The sequence below is a fragment of the Pseudarthrobacter sp. SSS035 genome (assembly GCF_023273875.1).
Taxonomy (GTDB): domain Bacteria; phylum Actinomycetota; class Actinomycetes; order Actinomycetales; family Micrococcaceae; genus Arthrobacter.
Genome location: NZ_CP096882.1, coordinates 3,149,022 through 3,173,601, shown reverse-complemented (window position 1 = coordinate 3,173,601; position 24,580 = coordinate 3,149,022). Strand labels below are relative to the sequence as shown.

Below are 24,580 nucleotides of genomic sequence, written 5' to 3'. Positions count from 1 at the left end.
CAGACAGGAAAGTCACCATGACGAATCCATTCGATGACAAGTCCGCAACGTTCTCCGTCCTGGTCAACGACTATCAGCAGCACTCGCTCTGGCCGGCCTTCGCCGCCGTTCCGCAGGGCTGGGTCACCATGTTCGGCCCGGACAACCGCGAGGCCTGCCTGAACTACGTATCCCGCACCTGGACTGACATGGCTCCGCGCAAGGTCGCCGAGCTCGCCGCCGCGCATTGATCCGGGTCGAGAACGTCACCAAGAGTTTCGGCAGCTTCAAAGCCCTGGACGGACTCTCCCTGCACGCCCGGGAGGGGACCGTCCTGGGGCTGCTGGGACCCAACGGTTCCGGCAAAACCACTACCGTCAAAGTGCTCACCACCCTGCTGTCCCCGGACGGCGGCGACGCGCGGGTGGCCGGCCACTCGGTGCTGGCGGACCCGGACCTCGTCCGCCGGAACCTGGGCCTGTCCGGCCAGTACGCCGCCGTCGACGAGAAACTCACCGCCTTCGAAAACCTGCACATGGTGGGCCGGCTCTATGGCATGAACAGGCGCACCGCCTCGGCCCGGGCCAACGAACTGCTGGAAAACTTCAGGCTGACCGACGTCGCCGGAAAACGTTCCGGCACCTTTTCCGGCGGCATGCGCCGGCGGCTGGACCTTGCCGGTGCCATCGTGGCCCGGCCCAAGGTAGTGGTGCTGGATGAGCCCACCACCGGGCTGGACCCGCGCGGCCGGCTGGACACCTGGGACGTCGTGTCCCGCCTTGTGGCGGACGGCACCACCGTGCTGCTGACCACCCAATACCTGGAGGAAGCGGACCGGCTGGCAGACCACATCGCCGTCATCAACCACGGCCGCGTCATCGCCGAGGGGACCGCCACGGAACTGAAGCAGAACGCCGGATCGGAACGGATCGACGTCGTCATGCGCAACGCGGCGGACCTCACCGCCGCAGCCGCAGTGCTGGAACAGGCGGCGGGGCCGGACTGCCGCCCCGAACTGGATCCGCAGAACCTGCGCGTCTCCGTCGCCACCGCCGGCGGCCACCGCCTTCTGGTCCGGGTCCTCTCGGAACTTGATGCCCGCTCGCTGCCTGTGGAGGAAGCATCCCTGCGCCGCCCCACCCTGGACGATGTGTTCCTGCAGCTCACCGGCCACGCGGCCGCCGAGAACGAGGCGGCCACCAACGAAGCCGCCACCCAGACGGAAGGGGTGCCCGCATGAGCGCCATCACCGCAGCCGCCCGGGACAGTTCAGTCATTGCCCGGCGCAACCTCCTCAACGTTCTGCGCACACCCGGCGCGCTGGTCACTGGAATCGTGCAGCCCGTCATGTTTGTCCTGTTGCTGGGCTTCGTCTTCGGCGGAACCCTCGGCGGGGACCAGTACCGCAGTTTCCTGAACGGCGGCATCCTCGCCCAGACCCTGACGTTCAACGCCTCGTTCACGGCCGTGTACCTGGCCAAGGACCTGCAGCTCGGGCTGATCGACCGGTTCCGGTCCCTGCCGATGTCCCGCGTGGCCGTCATCCTGGGCCGCACCTCCTCGGACCTGTTCACCAGCGTGCTGTCCGTGCTGGTGACCATGGCCTGCGGCCTCGCCATCGGCTGGCGGATCACCACCGGTCCGGCCCCGGCGCTGGCGGCTCTCGCGCTGCTGCTGCTGTTCGCCTTCGCAGTCTCGTGGATCGGGGCCGTGATTGCCCTGACAGCCCGCAGCGTCGAGGTGGCGCAGAGCCTGGGCCTCGTCTGGCTGTTCCCGGTCACGTTCGTTTCCGGCGCCTTTGTGTCCGTGAACTCCTTGCCCGGCCCGCTGCGCACCATTGCCGAGTGGAACCCCGTAACCGCGGTGGCGAGTGCCGCCCGCGAGCTGTTCGGCAATCCTGCCCCCGCCGGCTTCGGTGTGCCGAGCGGCTGGCCCGCGGAGAATGCCGTGCTGTACTCGGTGCTGTGCAGTGTGGGCATCATTGCCGTCTTCGCCCCGTTGGCGATCGCCCAGTACCGGCGCATCAGCAAACGGTGACGGCCGACGACGACGGCGCGGGCCGCGGCGTCGGCGCCCGGACCGTCGTCGGCAGCGGCGCCCTGACCGGCGTAGTGTTCCTCAGCGTCCTGTCCAGGAAGCTGGAGTCGGGGTGCGCGCCGGCGGGCGGGCTTGGAGCGTTTCTGTCCCCCGCGGAAGTCACCGCCGCTGGCCGGTTCCGGCGCGTGGAGGACCGGCTGGATTATGCCGCGTCCCATGTCCTGTTCAGGCTGCTGGCGGCGCGGTGGCTGGGCCTGCCTCCGCTCGCCGCCGCCGGTTTGGGGGTGACCCGCCTCTGTTCCGGCTGCGGCAGCACCCAGCACGGGAAACCGGCGGTGGAGGGCGTCAGCCTCAGCCTGTCCCGCAGCCACGGTGCCATGATTGCCGCCGCGGGACCGGCCCGAACACCGGTCGGCGCGGACATCGAACGGCTTCCGGACAGGCTGTTCGACGGGTTCGACGAGTTTGTGGCAGCGCCCGGCGAGCGCGGGCAGCTCCCAACTCATGATGTAGCCGGCCGCCTGCGGCTGTGGGTTGCCAAGGAAGCCGTCCTCAAGGCGGCCGGGCTGGGCCTGGCCGTCGAGCCCTCCTCCGTGCACCTCACCCCGGCCGGCTGCTCCCTGTTCGTGGCCGATTGCCCCGGACAACCCAAAGTCCATGGCCTGACGGTTGGCCCGGTTCCGGTGCCGGAGGGTTACCTGGCTGCCGTGTCCGCGGGCTCTGGACTGCCGCCGGTTTCGCTCTCCCTGGCCGACGTGTTTGGTGCCGGTCGGCTGCCTAGATGACCTTCCCCCGGAGGACCTTGAGGGACTTCTTGCGTTCCTTCAGGTACTCAGCTTCGGCGTCGGCCGCGAGCTGCACCTGCCGGGTATGCAGCGTGACGTAGGCTGACGCGACGGCCTCGGGCAGGTCCGGCGCCGCCGCCAGCTTGGCCAGCAGGTCCCGGGCCACCACGCTGTCGTGGAAACCGCCGAGGATCTGCTGCTGGCGGCGCGCGGCCTTGGCGATTTTCGTGGCGTGCTTGCCGTGGACCGGCTCCACGGACTCCGCCACGTGCCGCAGCCGCTTGGCGTCCTTGCGCACCTGGTGCAGCGCCGTCTCGTGCTCGGCTCCCCTGTGTGTCCGCTTGGCTGTCCTGGCTGCGCGCTCCAGCCTCTTGGCTGCCTTTGCCACCAGCTTGCCGGCCGCCTTGCGGGCGGGGGCTGCGGCGCCCGGGCGGACCGGCGGGTTGTCAAGGAAAGCCTCGAGGCCGTCCAGGAGTTGGAAATAGCGCGCGGAAACCATCGCCATCTGGAGTTTCCGGTGGGCTGCGTCCCGGCTCGCTCCCAGGTCATCCTCCAGCCGGTCCTTCACCGCCGAGGCCAGTACCGGGGGCAGCTCCGCTATATGCCCGCGCAGGCGGTCCAGCATAACTTCAGCGTCCCGCGGCACGCCCAGCACGCGGCCAAGCCATTTGAGCTCGGTACCGAGGTGCCGCACAGCCAGGGCATTGTAGAACCGCCGGTAGGCTTGCAGCGCCGAACGGGCCCGGCGGGTGGCCGACCGCAGGTCGTGCACAGCCTCGGGTTCCTCCAGGCGGACGCCGGGATCGTGCGCCAGGATCTCCCTGGTCTGCTCAGCCAGGTAGGCGGTCAGGAGGTCCGACACAGGCCCCTTTTTGCCAGGACTTTTTGGGCCCGCAGCGGCACCGGACCCCCTGGCCGGCAGTGCCAGGACTTTTGCCAGCTTGGACCCGTGCTTGGCCGGGAGCGCCCCGGCGGCCGCCAGGATTTCCTCAGCGGCCGGGAACAGTTCAGGACTCCCGTGCACCAGCTCGAGCTCCCATTCACGCCACTGCCGCGTCCGGGCCTCTCCCCCGGGCGCTGCCGCGTCCCCCGCCGCGGCGTCACCCGCGCCGCCCGCAGCGCCGAGCATCTCTGCGCTCACGCGGTCATCCGCCAGGTCCGCCAGATGGACACCGTCCTCGCCATATAACGCATAGGTGGTCCGCTGGGTTTTCAGCCGGACCACCGGGGCTGCATCCTCGCCGCGGAGGTAGGCCAGCACGTGCGCCAACAGGCTGTCAGGAACGACGCCGGGCTGGCCCAGCGGGGCGTGCAGCTCGCGGCGCCGCCGGGGTTCCGAGCCGGAGCCGCCGGCTGCGTCGCCAGACTCCTCGTCGGGTCCGGGGCCCTCCGCGGTCAGCTTCAGGTGCCAGCCAGCGTCGACTCCGCCGGTGCGGCGGCGAAGCGTGATGTCACGGGAGGCGAGCGTGTGGGTTTGCGTGTCGAAGTACACCGCTTCCAGGGTGTCCACGTGGGGCTCCCCTACCCGGGTGACCCCGGGGATCTCCGCGAGCGACGGCACCTCGGCGTCCTGACCGACGTCGTACTTCTTTTCGACCTCAACTGCCTGCGAAGCCATGACCGGCCGTCCTTCCACGTTGATGGGCGCCAGATCCTGCCGGGCGAGTTCCCGTGAGCCCGTGGGCTGAACTCTGGTGGCCCGAGTCTATGCCCGCAACATTAACGGCCGCGAGAGGTTCACCACAGAACCCTAGACATCAAACGTCAAACGTCTAACCTTAAGACATGACTGTTGCCCCTTCAGATGCCCCGATGCTGTCCGACGCGCCGCCCAAACCGCGCTCCGCCGTCGTCTTCGGAGTCATTGCGCTGGTGCTGATTGGGCTGAACCTGCGGGCGGGGATCGCGGGCGCGTCTGCCCTCCTCCATGATTTTCAGCAGGTCCTGGGCTACGGACCGCTGGTGGCGGCGATCATTCCGTCCATCCCGACGCTCTGTTTTGCGGTGGCGGGCGCGGCGACGTCGTGGCTGACCGGACGGCTCGGCGTCGAGAAGGCCATCCTGCTGGCACTTGGATTCCTGGCCGGCGGGCTGCTGCTCCGCGGGATCCCGGCAACGGGCATGCTGGTGGCGGGCACCGTGGTGGGGATGTCCGGCCTGGCGGTCTGCAACGTGGCCATGCCGTCATTCATCCGCGAGCATTTTGCCCACCGGACGTCGGCGATGACGGCGCTGTATACCGTCACCATGACCACCGGCGCCACTGTCACCGCCGTCGCCGTGGTCCCGCTGGCCCTGACGCTCGGCTCGCCGTCCGCCGCGGTGGGCGCGATCGGATTCCTGGCAGTGGCTGCTTTCCTGGGCTTCCTGCCCGTCGTTCTGCATGCGCACCGCAACAGCGTCCGGAGCACGGCGCCCCGCATCTCCCCGTGGCCACTGCTGCGTACCCGGAAGGGCCAGCTGCTTACCGCCATTTTTGCCCTCCAGGCGCTGCTCGCCTACTCGCTGATCAGCTGGTTCCCGTCGATGCTGATCGGCATGGGCCTCAGCTCAGCGGACAGCGGCCTGATGTACGGGCTGATGCAGCTGGTGTCCGTGCCTGCCGGCATGGTGCTGCTCGCCATCGGCTCGCGGCCCCGGATGCTCCGGCCGGCGCTGTATCTGGTCAGCGTCACCATGGTGGCCGGCCTGGCGTCACTGCTGGTGGTGCCGGTGGGCCTGGCCATCATTCCCACCGTCCTGCTCGGTTTCGGCCTGGGCATTTTCCCGCTGGTGATGGTGATGATCAGCCGGAGCGGGACAAGCACCGCCGAGACCACGGCCCTGTCCACCCTGGCGCAGTCCACCGGCTACTTGCTGGCCACGGCAGGCCCCTTCGGCGCCGGCCTGCTGTTCAGCGGCACTGGCGGCTGGTCGCTTCCCGTGGCACTCCTGCTGGGCCTTGCCGTGGCCCAAGTGGTGGTGGCCCACCTGATCTCACATGCCCCCTTGTCCGGCCTGAAGAAGTAGGACGCCATGACCCTGAGCACCTCACACCGCCAGCCCCTCGCCGACGAGGTCACCGCCAAACTCCGGCAGATGATCCACTCCGGCGAGTGGCCCCTTGACCAGCGCATCCCCGCCGAGCCGGAACTCATGCAGGGCCTGGGCGTCTCGCGCGGCACGTTGCGCGAGGCCATCAGGGCCCTGGCCCACAGCGGGATGCTGGAGGTCCGCCGGGGCGACGGCACCTACGTCCGCGCCACCAGCGAAATGTCCGGCGCCGCCCGGCGCATGTACCAGGACCACTCGGACGAACACATCCTCGAGGTCCGGCTGGGGCTGGACACCCAGGCCGCGCGCCTGGCCGCCCGGAACGCAACGGCCGACGACGTCGCCGCCCTGCGTGCCGTGCTCGCCACCCGGGAGGTCGCCTGGAACGCCGCGGACTTCGAGGGGTGGGCCCGGGCGGACTGGGACTTCCACGCGCGCGTGGCCCAGGCCACCGGGAACCCGCTGCTGCACGAGCTCTACGTCAGTTTCGGCGACGTGTTCCACCAGGACCTGCTCAAGCAGCAACGCAAGGGCCGGCTGGACGGCCTCACGTACGAGGGCCACGGCGCCCTGGTGGACGCGATCGAGGCCCACGACGCCGACGCCGCGGTGGCCAGCGTCAACCAGAACCTGAACACCTGCGCGGAGTGGCTGCGGGCGTAGGTTGTGGCCGTCAACGCGCAAAGCCATTTTCGAGGCGCAAAGTCGCTGGCGCGCTGGAAATATCGGGTGCGCCAGCTCTTCTGCGCGTCGCCAGCCGCTTTGCGCGTCGCAACAACAGCGCCCGACGACGGTCCGGCACCTGGGTGCCGAACCGCCGTCGGGCGTTACCGCGTCTTAGTGCTGCCGCTGCCGCTTAGGGGCGGAGGCCCTGGAACACGTTCTTGGGCCGCTGCATCTCGCCGTGCTTCGCGCCGAGGATAATCACGGCCGCGGCGAAGGCGGGAATGGCCCACTGCAGCACCTTGAGCTGCTCCTGCGCTGACTTCAACTCCTCCGAGGCTCCCGGCCTGGGTTCGGTGGCGCCCTCGCTGCCCTGGTCCGCGAGCTTCTCCACCTTCTTGCCAAGGATGCCGGCGTAGAGCGTCACGGCGGCGCCGGCGACCGTCACGGCAGTCTTGATGGCGGTGTCGCGCGCCACTCCGTCCTGCTTGGCGATGCGTCCCTTGTTCTCCCATGCGATGGCGAGGTCAGCCACCAGGTGGGAGGCGAAAGCCGCCGTCTGGACCGGAGCCCACTTCATCCAGCCCGCACTGGAAAGTCGGGTGCGTTCCGTCGGATCCTTGGCCTCCGCCGTCGCCCCGTTCAGGCCGATGGCGCCCATCAGCGCGCCGCCGAACCATGCCGCAGCGCTCAGATCGTGAATGGACCGGGCAAAAAGATTTCCTGCCATGTTGTGGCTTCCTAACGTCGAACTTGCTTCCGAGATGCCGCTGGTGCGGTCTGTACTGGCCTTTGTCCCATCGAAGTCATGGTTGTGCCATCGTAAGCACACTTAGTAATATTGCGAAAGCCCGACTTTCAGCTGGGCTGCGCGTAATATCGTCGCCATGCATGACGCACATGACCTGGCCGCGTGTGCAGGCACCGTGCGAGCCAGGAAGCCGGCGAACCGCTAGCCATGGCAGACGGGGAATCAGCCATCGGCGAGGCCGCGGATGCCGTCGAGGAGGCGTCGGACACCAAGGCGCTGGACGTTGTGGCGCGCTCGGGATTCGGTGTGATGGCCCTGCTGCACATCATTGTTGGTGCCATTGCCATCGCCGTGGCCTTCGGTCAGCCGGGGCAGGCGGAAGCCACCGGTGCCATCGAGCAACTGGGCGCCAACCCGTGGGGACCGGCTGTGCTGTGGTCCTGTGTGGTGGCGTGCACCGGCCTGGCGTTGTGGCAGCTTAGTGAAGCCACCCTGCGTGCCCGGCACCTGCCCAGTGCGAAACGCTGGGGAAAACTGATCTCGTCAGGATGCCTGGCCGTTGCCTACGGAAGCGTGGGGCTCAGCTTCACAGGATTCGCCGTGGGAATTCGCGCGGACTCCGGAGATACCACCCGGGATGTCAGCACCGCGCTGCTTGCTGCCCCGTTCGGGCTGCCCGTGCTGGTGGCGGTGGGCCTGACCACGATGGGCGTGGGCGTCTACTTCGTAGTCAAGGGGCTGCGGCGCGGGTTCAAGGACGAACTTTTCCGGTTCGAGGGCACCCGCCGCGGCAAGCTCATCGACGCCCTCGGCGTCACGGGGCACGTGGCTAAAGGAATCGCCCTGAACCTGGCCGGACTGCTGTTTGTTATCGCCGCCGGGAAGCAGAGTCCCGAGGAATCCACCGGTCTGGACGGCAGCCTGAAGGCGCTCCGCGACCATCCGTTCGGCCCGCACCTGCTCGTCGCCATCGGGGCGGGCTTCATCTGCTACGGCCTGTTCGCGCTGGTCCGGGCCCGGTTTGGCCGGATGTAACCACCAAGGAAAAGGAAAGCCATGTCAATCGTGAGCCAACTGGTCAACTCCCCGGCAGAGGACGTCTGGAACGTGGTCGCCGACTGGTGGCTAGCGGAACGCTGACACGCCCGTAATGTGGTTGCCAAGAATCAGTGTGTGCACTTCGTCTGTTCCCTCGTAGGTGCGGACAGATTCGAGATTGTTGGCATGCCGCAGCGGTGAATAGTCCAGGGTGATGCCGTTGCCTCCGAGAATGGTCCGCGCCTCCCGGCAGATGGCAATGGCTTCGCGGACGTTGTTCAGCTTCCCCACGGAGACCTGGACCGGTTCCAGCGCTCCCGCATCCTTCAGCCGGCCGGTGTGAATGGCCAGCAGCGTGCCCTTCTGGATTTCCAGCAGCATGTTCACCAGCTTCTCCTGCGTAAGTTGGTAGCCGGCCAGCGGCTTGCCGAACTGCATTCGCTCTTGCGAGTAGCCCAAGGCGACTTCGTAGGCATCGCGGGCAGCACCCAAGGCGCCCCAGATGATTCCGTAGCGCGCCTCGTTGAGGCAGGAAAAAGGCCCCCTGAGTCCCTTGGCTCCCGGCAGTATTGCCGTTCCCGGCAGCCGAACGTCTTCGAGGGTGATGTCGCATTGGATCGAGGCCCGCATGGAGAGCTTCGACCCAATGGCGGTGGCGGTAAACCCGGCCGTGTCCGTGGGTACGATGAACCCGCGGATCCCGTCGTCGGTATTAGCCCAGATGACAGCAATCTGAGCCACGGACGCGAGGCCAATCCAGCGCTTTGCACCGTTGATGATCCATCCGCCGTGACCGTCCGGCCGGGCCACGGTGGCCATGCTGGAAGGATCCGAACCTGCCGTGGGTTCGGTAAGTCCGAAGCAGCCGATCACTTCACCGCGGGCCATCGGCGGCAGGTGCTCGTTCTTCTGCTCCTCGGATCCCCACTTATGGATGGCGGTCATGGCCAGGGATCCCTGGACGCTGACGAAGGTTCGCAGACCGGAATCGCCGGCTTCCAGCTCCATCGCGGCGAGACCGTATTCGACGGCGGTCCGGCCGGGACATCCGTACCCTTTCAGATGCATGCCCAGGACGCCGAGCTCTCCCAGCTCAGGCACAAGGTCCAGCGGGAAATGGGCGTCTTCGTACCAGGCGTTGATGTTGGGTCGGATGCGCTCTGCCACAAAACCGCGGACTTTGCGGCGGAGTGCCAGCTCGTCAGTGGTCAGCAAGCTGTCCAGGTTGAGGACGTCATCGTTCAGCGTTGCGGTCGCAGCTGTGGTCACAGAATTCTCCTGGGGTGGGGCGGCAACCCGGTCGACTCCGGGTAGCCAGCGAGTGCTCACCACTGTGCCAGCCGAATTACTGCGGATCCAATACTTAATGGGACATCTACTGATACCGCGAAGTCATGAACGGGGTGACGACCCGGGTGTCGGCAGCACTTCTTCCGAGAGCCTCAGCACTTCGCGCAGCGCGGGGCTGTTATTGTCTTTGCGCCAGGCCAGCCTCAGCTGGATGGGTTCCACGGGGTCGTCCAGCGGCAGGAACACCACCCCTGGGTATTGGAAATTATCCGGAACCGAGGAAACCGTCAGCGCCACTCCGATTTCTGCGGCCACAAGTGCCATCAGCGTTTGGGAATCCGGGGCCATATGCACTATTGCCGGAGCGTAGCCGGCGCCATTGGCCAGGCGGTGGAGAAAGTCGTGCAGGATGGCTCCCGGGTGCTGGGGCAGCGTGACAAAAGGCTGTCCCTCCAGGTCAGACATCAGCAGCGAAGTACGCTGGCTCAGCGGGTGCGCCGCGTGCAGGGCAATGACCAGCCGTTCGTTGGCCACGATCCGTGATTCCAGGGCTGCCGGAATGAAGTTCCACCGGCCGAGTCCAACTTCCATGGCGCCACTAATCACTTTGTCCATGGCCGGCAACGCGAAATTTGAACTGTAGAGCTGAAACTCGATGCCGGGATGGGTCTCCCGGACGAGCTTGGCGAGTTTGCCAATCAAAACGTGCGATGAAACTCCTGCGAACGCCACCCGCACGCGTCCCGTTTCACCCTTGCCCACCGATGCCACCGCAACGGCGGATCTCCGGCAGGCATCCAAGATGTCCCGGGCAGGTGCCAGCAGGGCCTCCCCTGCCGCCGTTAAATGGACGGTCCGGGTGCTGCGGATAAAAAGTGGGGCCTTGAGCTCGTGCTCCAGCCGCTGGATTGCGCGGCTCAGGGGCGGCTGCGCCATGTGCAGTTTCGCTGCGGCTCGGCCAAAGTGCAGCTCTTCGGCGACGGCCAGGAAGGCCCGGATTTGGTGTAATTCCACTGCCTGGCTAGCTCCGGGCCCGGCAAACGACATTGTTCATGTGCCCAACATACCCAACAGTCCGCCGTCGTCGTAATGACCCTGGGGTATCAATTCAACACTGAATACGTATTGGACGTGCATCAATAGTCTTGCGAGGGTTGGGTGACGTAGACCACACACCGTAGGAGACAGATGAAACAGCCGATCACCGACCCAACGAGCCGCGAAGGTGCCGGCCGTGGGGGCTCGCGAAGCAGACGGGGAGTTGATGAGGTTTTCGGCCGGTCAGGTTCCGGTCCGCTCAGCGGGATCGTCATCGCGGATTTCAGCCGCGTGCTGGCAGGCCCATACGCCACCATGCTCCTGGCAGACATGGGGGCAACAGTGATCAAAGTCGAGGGCGCGGATGGTGATGACACCCGCACATACATGCCACCGGTACGCGATGGTGAAGCCACCTTCTTCCTCTCCGTAAACCGCAACAAGCACTCCATTGCCCTTGACCTGAAGGACCCCAAAGACCTTGAGGTTGCACGGGATCTGGTGAGGGCCTCGGATGTGATGATTGAAAACTTCAAGCCCGGAAATATGGAACGGCTTGGGCTGGACTATGCTATAGCGGCGGAGCTGAACCCGGAGATCATCTACACGTCGATTACCGGCTTCGGCACTGGCGCCGGAGCCCACATCCCCGGCTACGACCTGCTGGTGCAGGCAGCCTCGGGCATGATGAGCCTCACCGGGGATCAGGACACGCAACCGTTTCGTGCTGGAGTGGCTCTCTTCGACGTCATCACGGGCCTGCACGCGGCTATCGGAATTCTGGGCGCCCTGCACCACAAGGACCAGACAGGCGAAGGCCAACTGGTGGAACTGAACCTCCTGAACTCCGCCCTTTCCGGCATGGTGAACCAGTCCGCGGCCTACGTCACGGGGGGGCGTGGTGCCAACCCGGATGGGAAATGAGCACCCCAGCATGTACCCATACGCGCCTATGCAGACGGGCGACGGCATGATCATCATTGCCACCGGCAATGACGCCCAGTTCGCGAGACTCTGTGCAGCGTTGGCAATGCCGGAAGTGGCCACGGACCCGAAGTTCGCCAAGACGCTGCAGCGCAATGCCAACCGGGACGAGCTCCGCGACATGCTCCACAGCCGGCTGGCCTCCCAGTCTGCCGATCAGTGGTTCACGCAGCTCTCCGACGCAGGGCTGCCGTGTGCCCCCATTCAGGATGTCCGCGGCGGCATCGAATTTGCCGAGCGGCTCGGCCTGGAACCGGTGGTTTTGGCGGGTACGGGATCGCGCAAGATTCCAACGGTCCGGCATCCAGTGGCCTACTCCCGCACACCCGTTGACTATGAGCTGGCGCCGCCGGAGCTGAACAACGGCTCGGAACTGATCCGCGGCTGGCTCCAGTCGCAGAAAGCCCTGGCCCATGCCTGAACCGTTCCGAACGAAGGTCTGCCCGCGCTGGTCTGACCAGGATCTCAACGGCCATGTTAACCATGCCGCCGTCGTCACACTCCTGGAGGAATCGCGGATTCGCTGGCGGTCGGGGCATCCGTGGCCGGCGGGCGCTCCCACAGTGGTGGCCGCGCTTGAGCTGAACTACCGCAGACCCGTGACCCATGGCGAGGACCTGACCGTGGACCTTTGGGTTACCAGGATCGGTTCGTCTTCCTTCACCCTCAACTGCGAAGCCAGGCAAAACGGCCTGCTTGCTGTCGACGGACGGACTGTACTCGTTTCGGTCACCCCGGAAAACGGAGCTCCGCGGCCGCTTGAGGAACCGGAACGCCGCTGGCTTGAAGACTTCCAAACCGAAGCGCACCAGCATTCCACCCGCAAACCAATGGAGCAGATGTGATCACACCCGACCAAGCCGACAGCGGCACGGATTTCTACCTGATGGACGAGTTCCTCACCGCCGAAGAGCGCGAGCTGAGGAGCCGGGTCCGGAATTTTGTGGACAAGGATCTGCTGCCTGTCATCAATGGCTACTGGGAACGGGCAGAGTTCCCGTTCGAACTCATACCCAAACTGGCGGCGCTCGGAATCATCGGGTCCACCATCCAGGGCTTCGGCTGCCCAGGACTTAGCCGGCTCGCCGCCGGCATGGTGGCCACCGAAATTTCACGCGGTGACGGGTCCGTTAACACCTTCCTTGGAGTCCAGTCCGGTCTGGCCATGGGCACAATCAACATGCTGGGCAGCCAGGAACAGAAGGAGCGCTGGCTCCCGGAAATGGCTGCGCTGGGAAAGATCGGCGCCTTCGCGCTGACCGAGCCGGACCACGGGTCAGATTCGGTGGCCCTGGAAACGAGCGCCCGGCGCGAGGGCGACAGCTACATCATCTCCGGGCGCAAACGCTGGATCGGCAACGCCAGCATGGCCGACGTCGTGATTATTTTTGCCCGCGATGAGGACGACTCGAAGGTCAAGGCCTTTGTGATGGAAAGGAACGACGACGGCACATACCCTGCGGGGTACAGCACCGAGTTGATCACCGGCAAGATCGGCAAGCGCGCCGTCCTGCAGCCGGACATCACCCTGGACAACCTCAGGGTGCCCGCGCGGAACCGGCTGACTGAATGCCACTCCTTCAAGGACGTGACCCGGGTGCTGACGTCCACCCGCAGCGGGGCCTCCTGGGAATCGCTTGGTCACGCAATTGCGGCATACGAAGCGGCCGTGGCGTATTCAAAATCCCGCCATCAGTTCGGCCGGCCCATTGCCAGTTTCCAGCTCGTGCAGAACAAACTGGCCAACATGCTGGCCGAGCTCACTGCCATGCAGCTGATCTGCTTTCGGTTGGCGGTGCTGGCCGAGGACGGCCGCATGACCGGCCCGATGGCCTCGCTGGCCAAGATGCACACGGCACAAAAGGCACGGTGGATCTGCTCGGAAGCAAGGGACATGCTGGGCGGAAACGGTGTGCTGCTGGAAAACCACGTGGCGCGGCATATGACGGACATGGAAGTGGTCTCCACGTATGAGGGCACCGATTCCATCCAGTCCCTCTTGGTGGGCCGTGAAATCACCGGGATCTCAGCTTTCAGCTAGGCCCCGTCCAAACGCAAACAAAGGAAAAGCCATGAGCAGATTCAAGAACAGGGTGGCAATTGTCACCGGCGGCGCGCAGGGAATCGGCGCCGCCACCGCACTGAGGCTCGCCGCCGAGGGCGGCACCGTAGTGGTTTTGGACCTCAACGAGGACGGTGCCAAGGCAACAGCGCAACAGATTTCCGCCCACCAGGAGGTGGTGACAGCGGGCGGCCAGGCCGTTGCCGCCGTCTGCGACGTAACGGATGAACTTGCCGTTGAACGGGTTTTTGAAGAAATCCACAACGAGTTCGGCCGCCTGGACATCCTGGTGAACAATGCCGGCATCACCCGCGACAATCTCTTCTTCAAGATGAACCTCTCCGAATGGGACGCCGTGGTCACCACGAACCTGACCAGCGCCTACCTCTGCTCACGGGCCGCGCAGCGTTACATGGTGCCGGCCAAATACGGCAAGATCGTCTGCCTGAGCAGCCGCAGCGCACTGGGAAACCGCGGACAGGCCAACTATGCCGCGGCCAAGGCCGGCATCCAGGGCCTGACGTCAACGCTTGCCATTGAGCTGGGCCCGTTCAACATCAATGTCAATGCGGTGGCCCCCGGCTACATTGCCACGTCCATGACCGCGGCAACAGCGGAGCGCGTTGGCAGCAGCCCGGCCCAGCACCAGGAAGAGGTGGCCGCCCGGACTCCCCTGGGACGCGTCGGCCAGCCCGGGGAGATAGCGTCAGCCGTCGCCTTCTTTGCCAGCGACGACTCCTCCTACGTTTCGGGGCAGACCCTCTATATCAATGGCGGTGCCCGCTGATGACGGAAGCCTTTCTCATCGGCGGCGCCCGCACGCCTGTTGGCCGCTACGGAGGCGCCCTCTCCGCAGTCCGGCCGGACGATCTGGCCGCCCTGGTGCTTCGGGCGGCCGTCGCCAGGGCCGGATTGGATGCGTCATGCGTCGATGAAGTCATCCTCGGGTGTGTGAACCAGGCGGGAGAGGACAACAGGAACGTCGCCCGGATGGCCTTGCTGCTGGCCGGATTCCCGGACACGGTCCCCGCCGTGACCGTCAATCGTCTCTGCGCCTCCGGACTGACCGCCATCAGCATGGCCGCCCAGTCTGTGCGCAACGGTGACGCAGACATCGTGGTGGCCGACGGTGTGGAATCCATGACCCGGGCACCCTGGGTGCTGGCCAAACCAGAGAAGCCCTTCGCCAAACCCGGTGAACTCGCGGATACCTCCATCGGTGCACGGTTCGTCAATCCGCGGATGAAGGAGCGGCCCAACGCCACCATGACGATGCCGGAAACAGCTGAGGAAGTGGCGGCACGGGAGCGCATCTCCCGGGCGGACGCGGACGCCTTTGCGTTGCGCTCCCATGACCGGGCGCACGCCGCGATCGACGCCGGCCGGTTCCAGGATGAGATTGTGCCCGTACCCGTACCTGGCCACCGAGGTGGGCCCTCGCTGGTTGATAGGGATGAGGGGCCGCGGCGCGGTTCCGACCTGGATGCCCTCTCCGCGCTGCGGCCGATCGTGAAGCCTGGCGGCATTGTGACGGCCGGGAATTCGAGTTCCCTCAACGATGGCGCGTCGGCCATTGTGGTGGCCAGCGGCGAGGCTGTTGCACGCTGGGGGCTGACGCCGAGGGCAAGAATAGTCACCAGCCAGGTGGCGGGCGTTGCCCCGGAAGTGATGGGCATCGGGCCGGTACCGGCAACACAGAAGGCACTCGCGAAGGCGGGGTGGACGCTTGACGGTATTGGCGCCGTCGAACTTAATGAGGCTTTTGCCTCCCAGTCGTTGGCCTGCATGCGTTTGCTGGGGCTGGATGAAGGAACTGTAAATAACGACGGCGGCGCGATCGCTCTGGGGCATCCGCTGGGTTCCTCCGGATCACGGATCGTGGTTACGCTGCTGGGCCGGATGGAACGCGAAGGCTCCTCCCGGGGCCTGGCCACGATGTGCGTGGGCCTTGGCCAGGGCGTGGCTATGCTGCTGGAAAGGGTATGAGATGAGGATTTTCGAGAACGCCGCGGAGCTTGAGGACGCGGCGGGACAGGAGCTCGGGGTTAGCGGCTGGCACCAGCTGCAACAGGAACAGATCCAGGCGTTTGCGGATGCCACGCTGGACCATCAGTGGATACACGTTGATGCTGAGCGCGCAGCCAGCGGACCCTTCGGTGCCACAGTGGCACACGGGTACCTGAGCCTGTCCATGCTTCCGTATCTTGCGGCCCAGGTGTACAGAGTCCAGGGCGCGGCGATGGTGATCAATTACGGGCTGAACAAAGTCAGGTTCCCTGCTCCGGCCACGGTCAATTCGCGTATCCGGGACCGGCTCACGTTGAAATCCGTGACCGCCACAGAGCATGGGCGGCAGCTGGTCTTCCTGCATGAGATCGACCTTGAAGGCTCGGCCAAACCTGCCTGCATCGCGGAGACCGTTGCCCTGCTGAGGCGCTGACCCGGCGGCAGGACCGCAAGACATTACTGCCCGCGAGGTGGATTTTCCGCTCGCCCGGGCCACATCCGAACAATGACGTTACGGCAGAGCCTGCTAACTGGCTCGTCGCTAAGGAGAACCTTCGTGGCTACAGAAAACCTGCAGTTAAGAAATGCGGCCTCACTACCGCAGACCACCGTCCAGGAACCGAACGTGCCTCCGGCTGAACTTCGCCGCACCTCCATCTCCTCGTGGCTTGGCTCGGCGCTGGAGTACATGGACTTCACGCTCTACACGCTGGCGGCAGCCCTGGTTTTCGGGCCGCTGTTCTTTCCGAACGCGGACCCGGCCATGGCGTTGCTGGCCAGTTTTGCCGCCTACGGTTCAGGATTCCTGGTCCGGCCCCTCGGTGGCATTTACTTTGGCTATCTGGGTGACAGGTACGGCCGGAAGTTCGTCCTGATCATCACGCTGGCCATGATGGGAGTGGCCACCCTGGGCATGGGCCTGTTGCCAACGTACGCCCAGATCGGCGTCGGGGCGCCGATCATGCTGGTGTTGCTGCGTTTGATCCAGGGGTTCGGTGCGGGCGCGGAGCTCTCCGGCGCTTCACTGCTGCTGGTGGAGTCCGCGCCCAACGGACGCCGCGGCTTTTATGGTGCTGTGGTGGCCATGGGGACCGCCACCGGTGTCCTGCTGGCCAGCTCCATGTGGCTGTTACTTTCACAACTGCCCAAAGACCAGTTCCTGAGCTGGGGCTGGCGCATTCCGTTCCTGCTGAGCATCGTCACTACCCTGATGGCCCTGTACCTGCGGCGCTCCATCAGTGAATCCCCGGTCTTCGAGATAATCAAAAAACGCAGGGCGGCGCTGCGTGCGGAAGAAAAGCAGCAGGGCGTGTGGCGGGATGTGGCGGATGCCCGGAAACCGTTCCTCGTGTCCTTGGGCATCAAGCTGGGTGAGAACGGCTCGGTGTACCTGGTAAAGGGCTTCCTGATCGGATGGACCGTGTCTGTGGTCAAGATGGACGCCAACGTCGTCACCACGGGCGTGATGCTCGGTTCGATAATGGGCATCGCCACGGTCCTGCTGACAGGCAAGCTCACGGACAGGTTCGGCCGCAGAAAAGTATGGCTATGGCTTTCAGCGTTCCAGTTTGCGTTCACCATTCCGGCCATGCTCCTCATTGAAACCCGGAACCCCATACTCGTGGCACTTGTGTTCGTGATCTACGTTGGCGGCCCCCTTCCCAATATGTACGGCGTGGAGTCCACGTGGCTGGTGGAAATGTTCGGTTCCAAGCGCAGGTTCTCCTTCATGACCACAGTCAAAGAAGTGGGATCAGTGCTCTCCGGCGGGCTTGGCCCCATCATTGCCGCGGCTGTGGTGGCCGCCACCGGCCCCGGCTGGCTTCCGGTTGCCGCCATACTCATGAGCTACGCCGCCATCGGCTGGATTTCCGGGTACTTTGCACCGGAGACCAGAGGGCGGGACCTCAACTCGGAAGCGGATGCCTGCTGACGCCGTCGACGGTTAAACGAAGCAGCGCGGGGCCGGTGTGGCCCCGCGCTGCTTGCTTGTTCAGAAACTAGACGTTCGCGGCTACGCCGTCGCGGGAGATGGCAACCATGTCCTCGCGCGGCACTACCTTGATGCGCTCACGCTTGACCTCAACACCGTGCGAACCGCCGGCCTCCGTCGCCGCGGCACCAAGGGCGAGCTCGTGCGCGTCCAGCGCCAGCCAGCCTTCCCAGCTGGTGAACTTCACGCCGCGGGCGTCGAGCAGTTCGACGACGGCGTCCGCCTCGGGAACAGCGGCGACCGGCAGGTTTTCGCGGTCCTCCAGCAGGTACGTCACGGTCTCGAGGGCGTCGCCCTTGGTGTGGCCGATGAGGCCCACCGGTCCGCGTTTGATCCAGCCGGTGGCGTAGATGCCCGGCACGTGGGTGCCGGCGGCGTCCAGGACGCGGCCGCCGTCGTTCGGTACCACGCCCTTCTTGTGGTCGAACTCGATCTCCGGCAGCGCCGAACCGAAGTAGCCGATCGAGCGGTAGACGGCCTGGACGGGGTAGTCCACGAACTCGCCGGTGCCGCGGGCGTTGCCGGTGCCGTCCAGATCGGTGCGCTCGAACTTCATGCCGGCCACCTTGCCCGGCGTCGCGGCGTCGTCAAAGATTTCCACCGGGCTGTGCAGGAAGTGCAGGTGCAGGCGGCGGGAGGCGGTCAGCTCGGAGAGGTCCTCAGGCTGCTCGGCGATCCAGTTGGTGAGCGTGCCCACCATGGTCTTGACCTGGTTGTTGCTCTGGATCAGGCGGTCCGATTCCTCGTCGAACTCGAAGTCCTCGGCGTAAAGGATGATGTCCACGTCCTTGGAGTGGGACAGCTCGCGGAGCTCCAGCGGGGTGAACTTCACCTGAGCCGGGCCGCGGCGGCCGAAGACGTGCACGTCCGTGACGGGCGAGTCCTTCAGGCCGGCGTAGACGTTGTCCGGGATTTCGGAGACCAGCAGGTCATCGGCGTGCTTGGACAGGACACGGGCCACGTCCAGGGCCACGTTGCCGTTGCCGATCACGGCGATTTCCTTGGCGTCCAGCGGCCATTCGCGGGCGACGTCGGGGTGGCCGTCGTACCAGGAGACGAAGTCCGCGCCGCCGTAGGAGCCGTCCAGCTCGATGCCCGGGATGTTCAGGTCCGCGTCCTTGATGGCGCCGGTGGCGAAGATGACGGCGTCGTAGTGCGTGCGGAGGTCCTCGATGGAGATGTCGGTGCCGTAGTCCACGTTGCCGAAGAAGCGGATGTCGCCGCGGTCCAGGACCTTGTGCAGGGCGTTGACGATGCCCTTGATGCGCGGGTGGTCCGGGGCCACTCCGTAGCGGATCAGGCCGTAGGGTGCCGGGTAGCGGTCAAAGAGGTCGATGCTCACGGTCAGCTCGCCGCTCTTGACGGCTTCGCTCTTGGTGAGGATGTCCGCGGCGTAGACGCCGGCCGGGCCGGAGCCCACAACGGCAACGCGCAGCGGACGCTCGGCAGATCCTACGGAGGTGCTTGATGACACGGCTGTGTTCCTTTATCTTCTGCATCGATTGCTCCGTAGGTGCCCTTTTGAGCCTTCATAAGGGCAGTTGCGGAGCAATCGATGGGTTTAAGGGGTTAAACGTGGGTGGGTGGCTAGGTGGTGAGGGCTCTTGCGGTGGTGCGGGGGCTGTTCGGGGTGGTGGTGCTGTAGTCCGCTGTCCTGAAGTGCGACGGCGCGAACGGGCTGACGCGGACAACGTCACCGATCACAATCACGGCAGGATTTGCGACGCCGGTGGCTTCCGCCTGGTCGGCGATGGAACCGAGCGTGCCGATCGTCACGCGCTGATTCGGCAGATAGCCGTTCTCAACGATGCCAACTGGAGTGTCCTGAGGCAAACCGGCGCCGGCCAGGGCAGCGGCCGAATCCCGAAGTGCGGCCACGCCCATCAGCAGGATGATGGTGTGATCTGCCCGGGCGGGGACCTCGGACAGCTCCTCATGGCCGGTGACCACACTGAAGCCCTTGGCCAGGCCGCGGTGCGTCACCGGGATGCCGGCGGCGGCCGGGACGGAGATCGCGGACGTCACGCCGGAAACCACTTCCACCTCGACGCCGTGCTGCCGGCAGTATTCGGCCTCCTCGCCGCCGCGGCCCAGGACGTACGGATCGCCGCCCTTGAGCCGGACCACGCGGTGCCCCTCCAGGGCTTCGTCCACAAGGATGCGGTTGATCTCGGACTGCGGAACGGGATGATGGCCGGGGGTCTTGCCCACCTCGATGACGCGGACGTCGGGCGCAAGTTCGTTAAGCAGTTCGCGCGGGCCGAGGCGGTCTGCCACTACGACGTCGGCCTGGCCCAGGAGCCGGCGGCCGCGGACGGTGATGAGGCCGGTGTCGCCGGGCCCGCCACCCACCAGGGCCACGGAGCCGCGGTGGGCACGCTTCCGGCGGAGCGGGAGGTCCCCGGTTTCGAGTGCGGTGGCAACGGCGTTGCGCAGGGCCATGGCGCGGCGCGGGTCTCCCCCGGCGTTCACGGCGATCTGTACGTCATCCACCACGGCGACGGCGGGCGTCCACGCGGCTGAGGCTTCATGGTCGGAGGCGTTGACGCACCAGATGCGCTGCGCCTCGGCGTCGGCCGACACCTGGGTGTCCACGGCGGGATCGCCGGTGGCCGTCTGGACGAACCAGACGCCGTCGACGTCGGACGGAAGGTAGGTGCGCGGCGCCCAGGTGAGGAGGCCGGCGTCGGCCAGTTCGCGGAGCGCGGCGGAGGCAACGGGAGCCACGACGGTGACCCGCGCACCGGCGTCGAGCAGGCCCTTGGCGCGGCGGGCTGCCACGGGGCCGCCGCCCACCACCAGCACGGGACGGCCGAGCAGCCGCAGTGCTGTGGGGTAAATATCCTGAATTGCCATGAATCAACGGTAGGGCCGCGCCGTTTCACCAACAACGGCAGCGGAAACACCAGTTCACGTAAGGTAACCCTGCGTCACATATGCTCGGGCCGCCGCGGGCCGCCATCGTGGGGCCGCGGGCCGCCATCGTGGGGCACATTGGCCGCGATAAAGGCCATACCCGGCTCGATCGCCGGCGCGTCCGTGTCAAAGTGCCCCACGACGGCGGCTGGCGGGGCTAGTCCTCAGCGGGCGGAGCTCCGTGCTGCAAAGCCTGCTGGAGAAGGGCTCGGGCGGTCCAACGCTGGGAGGCCACGGCCTCGTCGCGGCTCAGGCCGCCGATGTCCGTCAGCCAGACCAGCGATTCGATGCCGGTGGCGCTGCGGATTGCCAGGATCAGCCGATGGATGTCCTTCTCCGCCATCTGACCCTGGAGCGGCGACAGTGCCTCGGCGATCCAAACGATGGCCCGGCCCTGGCGCAGGGGCAGGCTGCGGCGCTCGTCAGCCGTCTGCTCCAGTGAGAGCCTCAGCATGGTCCGCTGCTGCGCTTCAGTCTCGAGGATCATCCGGGTGAACTCCCCCACGACGGCGTCCAGCCGCTCCGCGACGTCGGCCGGCGGATTCTCGGGCAGCAACGACGTGGCGGCGGTTTCCGGATGGGCGGCGGCCAGCAGCTCCCGCTGCCCCGGAAAGTACCGGTACGCCGTGCTGCGGGCAACCCCGGCCAACAGCGCGGCGTCGTCCACTGTAGGCGCGGCGCCATCCGCCACTAGCTGGCGCGCCGCAGCAACCAGCGCATCAAGGGTGCGGCGTTTCTGGCCCGTGCGGCCGACGTCTGCGTAGGGTCTTGACATGCTCTTCATGGTACCCCAGTCTTGTTATGAGACAGCAGTCCCATAAGTCTTCCGACCACTCTCGAGGCGACCCCCATGAAGACGAAGAACTCAGCATCCGCCGTTGTCCTGCAGCCCGGCGAAGGGGCCAGACGCTGGTTCTTCGGCGGCGGAGTGCAGACCTGGAAGGCCACGGAGGAAGACACCGCCGGGGCGTTCCTGCTCTTCGAAGATGAGATGGCCTTGAACAAAGTAACGCCGATGCACACCCATCCGGACTCCGACGAGACGATGTACATCCTCGCCGGCGAGATCCTGATGAACATGGACGACACGGAGCACCGGGTCGCGGCGGGTGGCGTGACCATTGCGCCGAGGGGTGTCCCGCACGCGTTCAAAGTCCTCCAGGAGGGGACCCGCGTGCTCTGCCTGCACACCCCCGGCGGGGCCCAGGCCTTCTACTTCGGCGCCAGCGAACCGCTCAATGACGGCGAAGGAACAGGACTTGTGGACTTTGACCGCATCCGTGAATCAGGGCAGCTGAACGGCGGCATCGAGATCGTCGGGCCACCGCCGTTCCCGGAGGGTTAAGCCTTCTTCAGCCGCAGGTAGTGTTCCCGCGCCGGCTTGTCCAGGTGTTCTATCGCGTAGCGCAACGCCGTCCGCGGCATCGTGGCCGCGTGAACGTCGAGGAATTCCAGCAGCCGGGGCCGGTCGCTCCTGCCGGCGTCGCGGAGCCAGCCACCAGTAGCCTTGTGGATCAGATCCTCTTTGTCGTCCACGAGTAACTCAGCGATGGCGAACGTATCGTCCACGTCGCCGGTCCGCAGAAACCACGACGTCGCCACAATGGCCGTCCGCCGCTCCCACAGGTTTGCCGAGCGGGCCATTTTGTAGAGGATGTCGCGGGGCTTGTCGACGAGCCACCCGCCTACAACCCGTCCGGCGCCCAGGTCCACGAGGTCCCAGTTGTTGATCCGGTCGTGTCGGCGCAGGTACAGCTCATAGAGACTCCGGCGGAGGTCCTCGCTGGCCTTTTTGCCCGACGCCTGGAGTGCCATGATCTTGACGGCGCCGGCCCTCGCCTCATGGATGTCCTGGTCCAGGAGTGCCTCGATCTGCGGCAGATCCATCGCGACGAACTCCTTGCCGAGGTCGAAGACCTGTCCCATCCGCACGCCCATGAAAAAGTCGCCTTCGGCGTAGTCTCCCGGGCCCATCCTGAAGTAGCGCCCATACTTCCGTTGTTCGGCGTCGGACCGCAGCTCCTGGAGCCGAGCCAGGAACGCGGCGGCGGCAAAGTGGGCGGGCGCTGGAGATCCGGAGGCCATGGCGCCAGTCTGCCAGACGCGGTGCCACGCCGTCGTGGGGCACATTGGCCGGGATTCAGGCGCAGACCATCCCAGACCGCGGCGTGTCCGTGTCAATGTGCCCCATTTCGGAGGGTCGCGCCAACAAAATAGCCGCCAGACAGCAGAGCCCGACGGCGGGACTCGCCGTCGGGCTCTGCTGACAGTTTTCTGCCGCTTGAGGATGCTGCCTGGGCTAGCGGGTGCTCCCGGCCAGCAGGCCGCGGCTGCGCAGGAGGCGCTTCTCGATCGGCCCGAACACCAGCAGTTCGATGAGGATGCCGACGGCCAGGATCAGCAGGATCGCGGCCATGACAACCGTCATGTCGGACAGGACCCGGCCCTGGTCAAGCAGCGAGCCGAGTCCGAAGCCGATGGTGCCGCCCACGGCGATGATTTCCGCGGCCATGAGCGACCGCCAGGAGAATGCCCAGCCCTGTTTGAGCCCGCCCAGGTATCCGGGAAGTGCGGCAGGCAGGACAATCTGCACGGCCATCTGGAAACGGTTGGCACCCAGGACCGTGCCCACGCGGCGGTACTGCGGCGGGATCTGGTCCACGCCGGAGATCAGCCCGTTGATGATCGAGGGGATCGCACCCATAAAGACCACGAAGTAGACGGTGGCATCAGTGAGGCCGAACCAAATGATGGCCGCAGGCACCCAGGCTACGGACGGCAGCACCTGAAGGCCGGAAATCAGAGGCCCGAAGGCACGGCGCAGCGGCGCAACCTGGGCCAGCAGCAGCCCCACCGGCGTGGCGATGGCAACGCTGATCAGGAACCCGACCAGCCCGCGCTGCAGCGAGGTCCACACCGCTTCCTGCAGCTTGGCCTCGCCCCAAAGCACGCCGATCTGGCCCAGGACGTCCAGCGGACCGGGGACCAGGTCGCGGCGCTTCACGCCAAGGGAAACGTAGAACTGCCAGATCAGGACCAGGACCACCAGGGCGGCCACCGGCAACAGGATGCGGCTCCAGTCGATCCGGTGCTTGCGCGCGGCGTCGGACTGGAGCGAATCCAGCCCGGCCTCGAGCTCTCGCAGGTCCTCATGCCCGGTGGAAGTTCGGGTCAGGGCGGCGTGGACTTTGCGGGTTTCCGGCTTGGCCTCGACCGGTTCGGCCACCGGTTCGGTCTCGGCGAGGGGCGTGGGGTTATTTGGCATGGCGGCGAATCTCCTCCCGCAGCCGGGCGGTGATGACCCCGGTCAGCTGTCCGGCCAGGCCGGCGTCGGTTCGGTGTTCCTCGGTGACGGCCCATTCCTGGACCACGCGGCCGGGCCGGGACGACAGCAGCAGCACACGCTGGCCCAGCCGCACGGCCTCGCGGACGTTGTGGGTCACAAAAACGATGGTGCGCCCGGTTTCCTTCCAGATGCGTTCCAGCTCGTCGTGCAGCAGGTCGCGGGTGATGGCGTCCAGGGCCGCAAACGGCTCATCCATCAGCAGCAGCTGCCGGTCCTGCGACAGGGCACGGGCCAGTGCCACGCGCTGGCGCATGCCGCCGGACAGCTCGTGTGGGCGCTTGTCCCCAGCCTCGCCGAGGTGCACCAACTCGAGCAGCTCGTTGGCCTTGATCCGGCGTTCAGCTTTGCCCACACCGCGCAGCTTCAGGGCCAGCTCGATGTTCTCCCGCGCCGTCAGCCAGGGGAAGAGGGCAGCGTCCTGGAACATAAAGGCTGCTCCGTCGCTGGGCACTTCGAGGGCGCCCGACGTCGGGACCTCCAGTCCCGCCATGATGTTCAGCAGGGTGGATTTGCCGCAGCCGGAGGCACCGAGGAGGGCTACGAATTCGCCCGCGCCGATGGTGGCGTTGACGTCGTCCAGCACCGGGGCGCCGTCGCCGAAGCGCTTGCCCAGGTTTTCCAGTACGACTGGCATGGTCCCGTCCTTAGGTAGGTGGTG

The 24,580-nt window shown here is 66.1% G+C and carries 26 protein-coding genes; 16 read left to right on the top strand and 10 right to left on the bottom strand.

All coding sequences use genetic code 11. The annotated features are described in order from the left end of the window. Window positions 1-17: 17 nt before the first annotated feature. From MUN23_RS14690 to MUN23_RS14675, 4 genes are read left to right on the top strand one after another with little or no spacing between them, the layout of a single operon-like run. Window positions 18-230 (top strand): MbtH family protein, encoded by a 213-nt coding sequence (locus tag MUN23_RS14690; RefSeq protein ID WP_248759356.1) that lies wholly within the window; start codon window positions 18-20, stop codon window positions 228-230. Next, window positions 227-1,219: an ATP-binding cassette domain-containing protein gene (locus MUN23_RS14685; RefSeq protein WP_248759354.1), complete on the top strand. Its 993-nt coding sequence runs from the start codon at window positions 227-229 to the stop codon at window positions 1,217-1,219. Before MUN23_RS14690 ends, MUN23_RS14685 begins: the two co-directional genes overlap by 4 nt. Continuing rightward, a complete protein-coding gene (locus MUN23_RS14680; protein ID WP_248759352.1) occupies window positions 1,216-2,016 on the top strand; it encodes an ABC transporter permease in 801 nt (266 codons plus the stop codon). The genes MUN23_RS14685 and MUN23_RS14680 overlap by 4 nt, the downstream gene beginning before the upstream one ends. Next, complete coding sequence (locus MUN23_RS14675) at window positions 2,013-2,801, top strand: 4'-phosphopantetheinyl transferase superfamily protein (protein ID WP_248759350.1); 789 nt, start codon at window positions 2,013-2,015, stop codon at window positions 2,799-2,801. Before MUN23_RS14680 ends, MUN23_RS14675 begins: the two co-directional genes overlap by 4 nt. On the opposite strand, the gene MUN23_RS14670 is transcribed toward MUN23_RS14675, so the two are convergent. After that, on the bottom strand, window positions 2,794-4,419 hold the full coding sequence (locus MUN23_RS14670; RefSeq protein WP_248759348.1) for a CYTH and CHAD domain-containing protein: 1,626 nt from the start codon (window positions 4,417-4,419) through the stop codon (window positions 2,794-2,796). The genes MUN23_RS14675 and MUN23_RS14670 overlap by 8 nt on opposite strands. A gap of 167 nt (window positions 4,420-4,586) precedes the next feature. Between MUN23_RS14670 and MUN23_RS14665 the strand changes: the two genes are divergently transcribed. Next, a complete protein-coding gene (locus MUN23_RS14665) occupies window positions 4,587-5,810 on the top strand; it encodes an MFS transporter (RefSeq protein ID WP_248759346.1) in 1,224 nt (407 codons plus the stop codon). Between the two features lie 6 nt (window positions 5,811-5,816). Next, window positions 5,817-6,497: a FadR/GntR family transcriptional regulator gene (locus tag MUN23_RS14660; RefSeq protein ID WP_056344716.1), complete on the top strand. Its 681-nt coding sequence runs from the start codon at window positions 5,817-5,819 to the stop codon at window positions 6,495-6,497. A gap of 193 nt (window positions 6,498-6,690) precedes the next feature. On the opposite strand, the gene MUN23_RS14655 is transcribed toward MUN23_RS14660, so the two are convergent. After that, window positions 6,691-7,227 carry a hypothetical protein gene (locus tag MUN23_RS14655; protein ID WP_248759344.1) on the bottom strand — a complete coding sequence of 179 codons (537 nt, stop codon included), beginning with the start codon at window positions 7,225-7,227 and terminating at the stop codon, window positions 6,691-6,693. A 228-nt stretch (window positions 7,228-7,455) separates the two neighbouring features. Between MUN23_RS14655 and MUN23_RS14650 the strand changes: the two genes are divergently transcribed. Further along, the gene (locus MUN23_RS14650; protein ID WP_248759341.1) at window positions 7,456-8,283 is read left to right on the top strand and encodes a DUF1206 domain-containing protein; all 828 of its coding nucleotides are present in this window, start codon (window positions 7,456-7,458) and stop codon (window positions 8,281-8,283) included. Between the two features lie 90 nt (window positions 8,284-8,373). Here MUN23_RS14650 and MUN23_RS14645 read toward each other — a convergent pair whose 3' ends face one another. Together MUN23_RS14645 and MUN23_RS14640 are read right to left on the bottom strand one after the other, a co-directional pair. Beyond that, window positions 8,374-9,555 (bottom strand): acyl-CoA dehydrogenase family protein, encoded by a 1,182-nt coding sequence (locus MUN23_RS14645; RefSeq protein ID WP_248759340.1) that lies wholly within the window; start codon window positions 9,553-9,555, stop codon window positions 8,374-8,376. Between the two features lie 123 nt (window positions 9,556-9,678). After that, window positions 9,679-10,590: a LysR substrate-binding domain-containing protein gene (locus tag MUN23_RS14640; protein WP_248759339.1), complete on the bottom strand. Its 912-nt coding sequence runs from the start codon at window positions 10,588-10,590 to the stop codon at window positions 9,679-9,681. A 174-nt stretch (window positions 10,591-10,764) separates the two neighbouring features. On the opposite strand from MUN23_RS14640, the gene MUN23_RS23675 reads away from it, so the two are divergent. The 8 genes from MUN23_RS23675 to MUN23_RS14605 all read left to right on the top strand — a co-directional run bounded on the left by MUN23_RS23675 (window position 10,765) and on the right by MUN23_RS14605 (window position 17,600). Beyond that, window positions 10,765-11,538 (top strand): CaiB/BaiF CoA transferase family protein, encoded by a 774-nt coding sequence (locus MUN23_RS23675; RefSeq protein WP_371875917.1) that lies wholly within the window; start codon window positions 10,765-10,767, stop codon window positions 11,536-11,538. A 10-nt stretch (window positions 11,539-11,548) separates the two neighbouring features. Next, the gene (locus MUN23_RS23670) at window positions 11,549-12,019 is read left to right on the top strand and encodes a CoA transferase (protein WP_371875916.1); all 471 of its coding nucleotides are present in this window, start codon (window positions 11,549-11,551) and stop codon (window positions 12,017-12,019) included. Next, window positions 12,012-12,443 (top strand): thioesterase family protein, encoded by a 432-nt coding sequence (locus MUN23_RS14630; RefSeq protein ID WP_248759338.1) that lies wholly within the window; start codon window positions 12,012-12,014, stop codon window positions 12,441-12,443. Before MUN23_RS23670 ends, MUN23_RS14630 begins: the two co-directional genes overlap by 8 nt. Window positions 12,444-12,484: 41 nt before the next feature. Then, on the top strand, window positions 12,485-13,639 hold the full coding sequence (locus MUN23_RS14625) for an acyl-CoA dehydrogenase family protein (RefSeq protein ID WP_248764096.1): 1,155 nt from the start codon (window positions 12,485-12,487) through the stop codon (window positions 13,637-13,639). A gap of 31 nt (window positions 13,640-13,670) precedes the next feature. Then, window positions 13,671-14,447, top strand: a complete 777-nt coding sequence (gene fabG, locus MUN23_RS14620) for a 3-oxoacyl-ACP reductase FabG (RefSeq protein ID WP_248759336.1) — start codon at window positions 13,671-13,673, stop codon at window positions 14,445-14,447. After that, entirely contained in the window at window positions 14,447-15,646 is a 1,200-nt protein-coding gene (locus tag MUN23_RS14615; RefSeq protein WP_248759330.1) for an acetyl-CoA C-acyltransferase, read from the top strand. The genes fabG and MUN23_RS14615 overlap by 1 nt, the downstream gene beginning before the upstream one ends. Before the next feature lies 1 nt (window position 15,647). Next, window positions 15,648-16,100, top strand: a complete 453-nt coding sequence (locus tag MUN23_RS14610) for a MaoC family dehydratase (RefSeq protein ID WP_248759327.1) — start codon at window positions 15,648-15,650, stop codon at window positions 16,098-16,100. Window positions 16,101-16,223: 123 nt separating this feature from the next. Next, a complete protein-coding gene (locus MUN23_RS14605; RefSeq protein ID WP_248759325.1) occupies window positions 16,224-17,600 on the top strand; it encodes an MFS transporter in 1,377 nt (458 codons plus the stop codon). A gap of 67 nt (window positions 17,601-17,667) precedes the next feature. On the opposite strand, the gene MUN23_RS14600 is transcribed toward MUN23_RS14605, so the two are convergent. The 3 genes from MUN23_RS14600 to MUN23_RS14590 all read right to left on the bottom strand — a co-directional run bounded on the left by MUN23_RS14600 (window position 17,668) and on the right by MUN23_RS14590 (window position 21,351). Continuing rightward, window positions 17,668-19,134, bottom strand: coding sequence for an FAD-dependent oxidoreductase (locus MUN23_RS14600; protein ID WP_248759324.1), 1,467 nt, complete (start codon window positions 19,132-19,134; stop codon window positions 17,668-17,670). Between the two features lie 113 nt (window positions 19,135-19,247). Continuing rightward, window positions 19,248-20,516, bottom strand: a complete 1,269-nt coding sequence (gene cobA, locus MUN23_RS14595) for a uroporphyrinogen-III C-methyltransferase (protein WP_248759323.1) — start codon at window positions 20,514-20,516, stop codon at window positions 19,248-19,250. A gap of 217 nt (window positions 20,517-20,733) precedes the next feature. Further along, window positions 20,734-21,351 carry a TetR/AcrR family transcriptional regulator gene (locus MUN23_RS14590; RefSeq protein WP_248759322.1) on the bottom strand — a complete coding sequence of 206 codons (618 nt, stop codon included), beginning with the start codon at window positions 21,349-21,351 and terminating at the stop codon, window positions 20,734-20,736. 75 nt (window positions 21,352-21,426) lie between these two features. Here MUN23_RS14590 and MUN23_RS14585 point away from each other — a divergent pair, with 75 nt between their 5' ends. Continuing rightward, the gene (locus MUN23_RS14585) at window positions 21,427-21,921 is read left to right on the top strand and encodes a cupin domain-containing protein (RefSeq protein ID WP_248759314.1); all 495 of its coding nucleotides are present in this window, start codon (window positions 21,427-21,429) and stop codon (window positions 21,919-21,921) included. Here the strand turns inward: MUN23_RS14585 and MUN23_RS14580 are convergent. From MUN23_RS14580 to MUN23_RS14570, 3 genes are all read right to left on the bottom strand, one after another. Further along, window positions 21,918-22,661 (bottom strand): DNA alkylation repair protein, encoded by a 744-nt coding sequence (locus MUN23_RS14580; RefSeq protein WP_248759312.1) that lies wholly within the window; start codon window positions 22,659-22,661, stop codon window positions 21,918-21,920. The genes MUN23_RS14585 and MUN23_RS14580 overlap by 4 nt on opposite strands. Before the next feature lie 214 nt (window positions 22,662-22,875). Further along, the gene (locus MUN23_RS14575) at window positions 22,876-23,841 is read right to left on the bottom strand and encodes an ABC transporter permease (RefSeq protein ID WP_248759310.1); all 966 of its coding nucleotides are present in this window, start codon (window positions 23,839-23,841) and stop codon (window positions 22,876-22,878) included. Further along, window positions 23,831-24,556 carry an ABC transporter ATP-binding protein gene (locus MUN23_RS14570; protein WP_058931590.1) on the bottom strand — a complete coding sequence of 242 codons (726 nt, stop codon included), beginning with the start codon at window positions 24,554-24,556 and terminating at the stop codon, window positions 23,831-23,833. The genes MUN23_RS14575 and MUN23_RS14570 overlap by 11 nt, the downstream gene beginning before the upstream one ends. Between the last annotated feature and the right edge of the window lie 24 nt (window positions 24,557-24,580).

Coding starts and splice junctions, on each gene's coding strand:
- MUN23_RS14660 (WP_056344716.1), top strand. CDS start 5,817: ATGACCCTGAGCACCTCACACCGCCAGCCCCTCGCCGACGAGGTCACC.
- MUN23_RS14625 (WP_248764096.1), top strand. CDS start 12,485: ATGGACGAGTTCCTCACCGCCGAAGAGCGCGAGCTGAGGAGCCGGGTC.
- MUN23_RS14690 (WP_248759356.1), top strand. CDS start 18: ATGACGAATCCATTCGATGACAAGTCCGCAACGTTCTCCGTCCTGGTC.
- MUN23_RS23670 (WP_371875916.1), top strand. CDS start 11,549: ATGTACCCATACGCGCCTATGCAGACGGGCGACGGCATGATCATCATT.
- MUN23_RS14650 (WP_248759341.1), top strand. CDS start 7,456: ATGGCAGACGGGGAATCAGCCATCGGCGAGGCCGCGGATGCCGTCGAG.
- cobA (WP_248759323.1), bottom strand. CDS start 20,516: ATGGCAATTCAGGATATTTACCCCACAGCACTGCGGCTGCTCGGCCGT.
- MUN23_RS14630 (WP_248759338.1), top strand. CDS start 12,012: ATGCCTGAACCGTTCCGAACGAAGGTCTGCCCGCGCTGGTCTGACCAG.
- MUN23_RS14580 (WP_248759312.1), bottom strand. CDS start 22,661: ATGGCCTCCGGATCTCCAGCGCCCGCCCACTTTGCCGCCGCCGCGTTC.
- MUN23_RS14655 (WP_248759344.1), bottom strand. CDS start 7,227: ATGGCAGGAAATCTTTTTGCCCGGTCCATTCACGATCTGAGCGCTGCG.
- MUN23_RS14575 (WP_248759310.1), bottom strand. CDS start 23,841: ATGCCAAATAACCCCACGCCCCTCGCCGAGACCGAACCGGTGGCCGAA.
- MUN23_RS14570 (WP_058931590.1), bottom strand. CDS start 24,556: ATGCCAGTCGTACTGGAAAACCTGGGCAAGCGCTTCGGCGACGGCGCC.
- MUN23_RS14665 (WP_248759346.1), top strand. CDS start 4,587: ATGACTGTTGCCCCTTCAGATGCCCCGATGCTGTCCGACGCGCCGCCC.
- MUN23_RS14610 (WP_248759327.1), top strand. CDS start 15,648: ATGAGGATTTTCGAGAACGCCGCGGAGCTTGAGGACGCGGCGGGACAG.
- fabG (WP_248759336.1), top strand. CDS start 13,671: ATGAGCAGATTCAAGAACAGGGTGGCAATTGTCACCGGCGGCGCGCAG.
- MUN23_RS14615 (WP_248759330.1), top strand. CDS start 14,447: ATGACGGAAGCCTTTCTCATCGGCGGCGCCCGCACGCCTGTTGGCCGC.
- MUN23_RS14590 (WP_248759322.1), bottom strand. CDS start 21,351: ATGTCAAGACCCTACGCAGACGTCGGCCGCACGGGCCAGAAACGCCGC.
- MUN23_RS14670 (WP_248759348.1), bottom strand. CDS start 4,419: ATGGCTTCGCAGGCAGTTGAGGTCGAAAAGAAGTACGACGTCGGTCAG.
- MUN23_RS23675 (WP_371875917.1), top strand. CDS start 10,765: ATGAAACAGCCGATCACCGACCCAACGAGCCGCGAAGGTGCCGGCCGT.
- MUN23_RS14585 (WP_248759314.1), top strand. CDS start 21,427: ATGAAGACGAAGAACTCAGCATCCGCCGTTGTCCTGCAGCCCGGCGAA.
- MUN23_RS14680 (WP_248759352.1), top strand. CDS start 1,216: ATGAGCGCCATCACCGCAGCCGCCCGGGACAGTTCAGTCATTGCCCGG.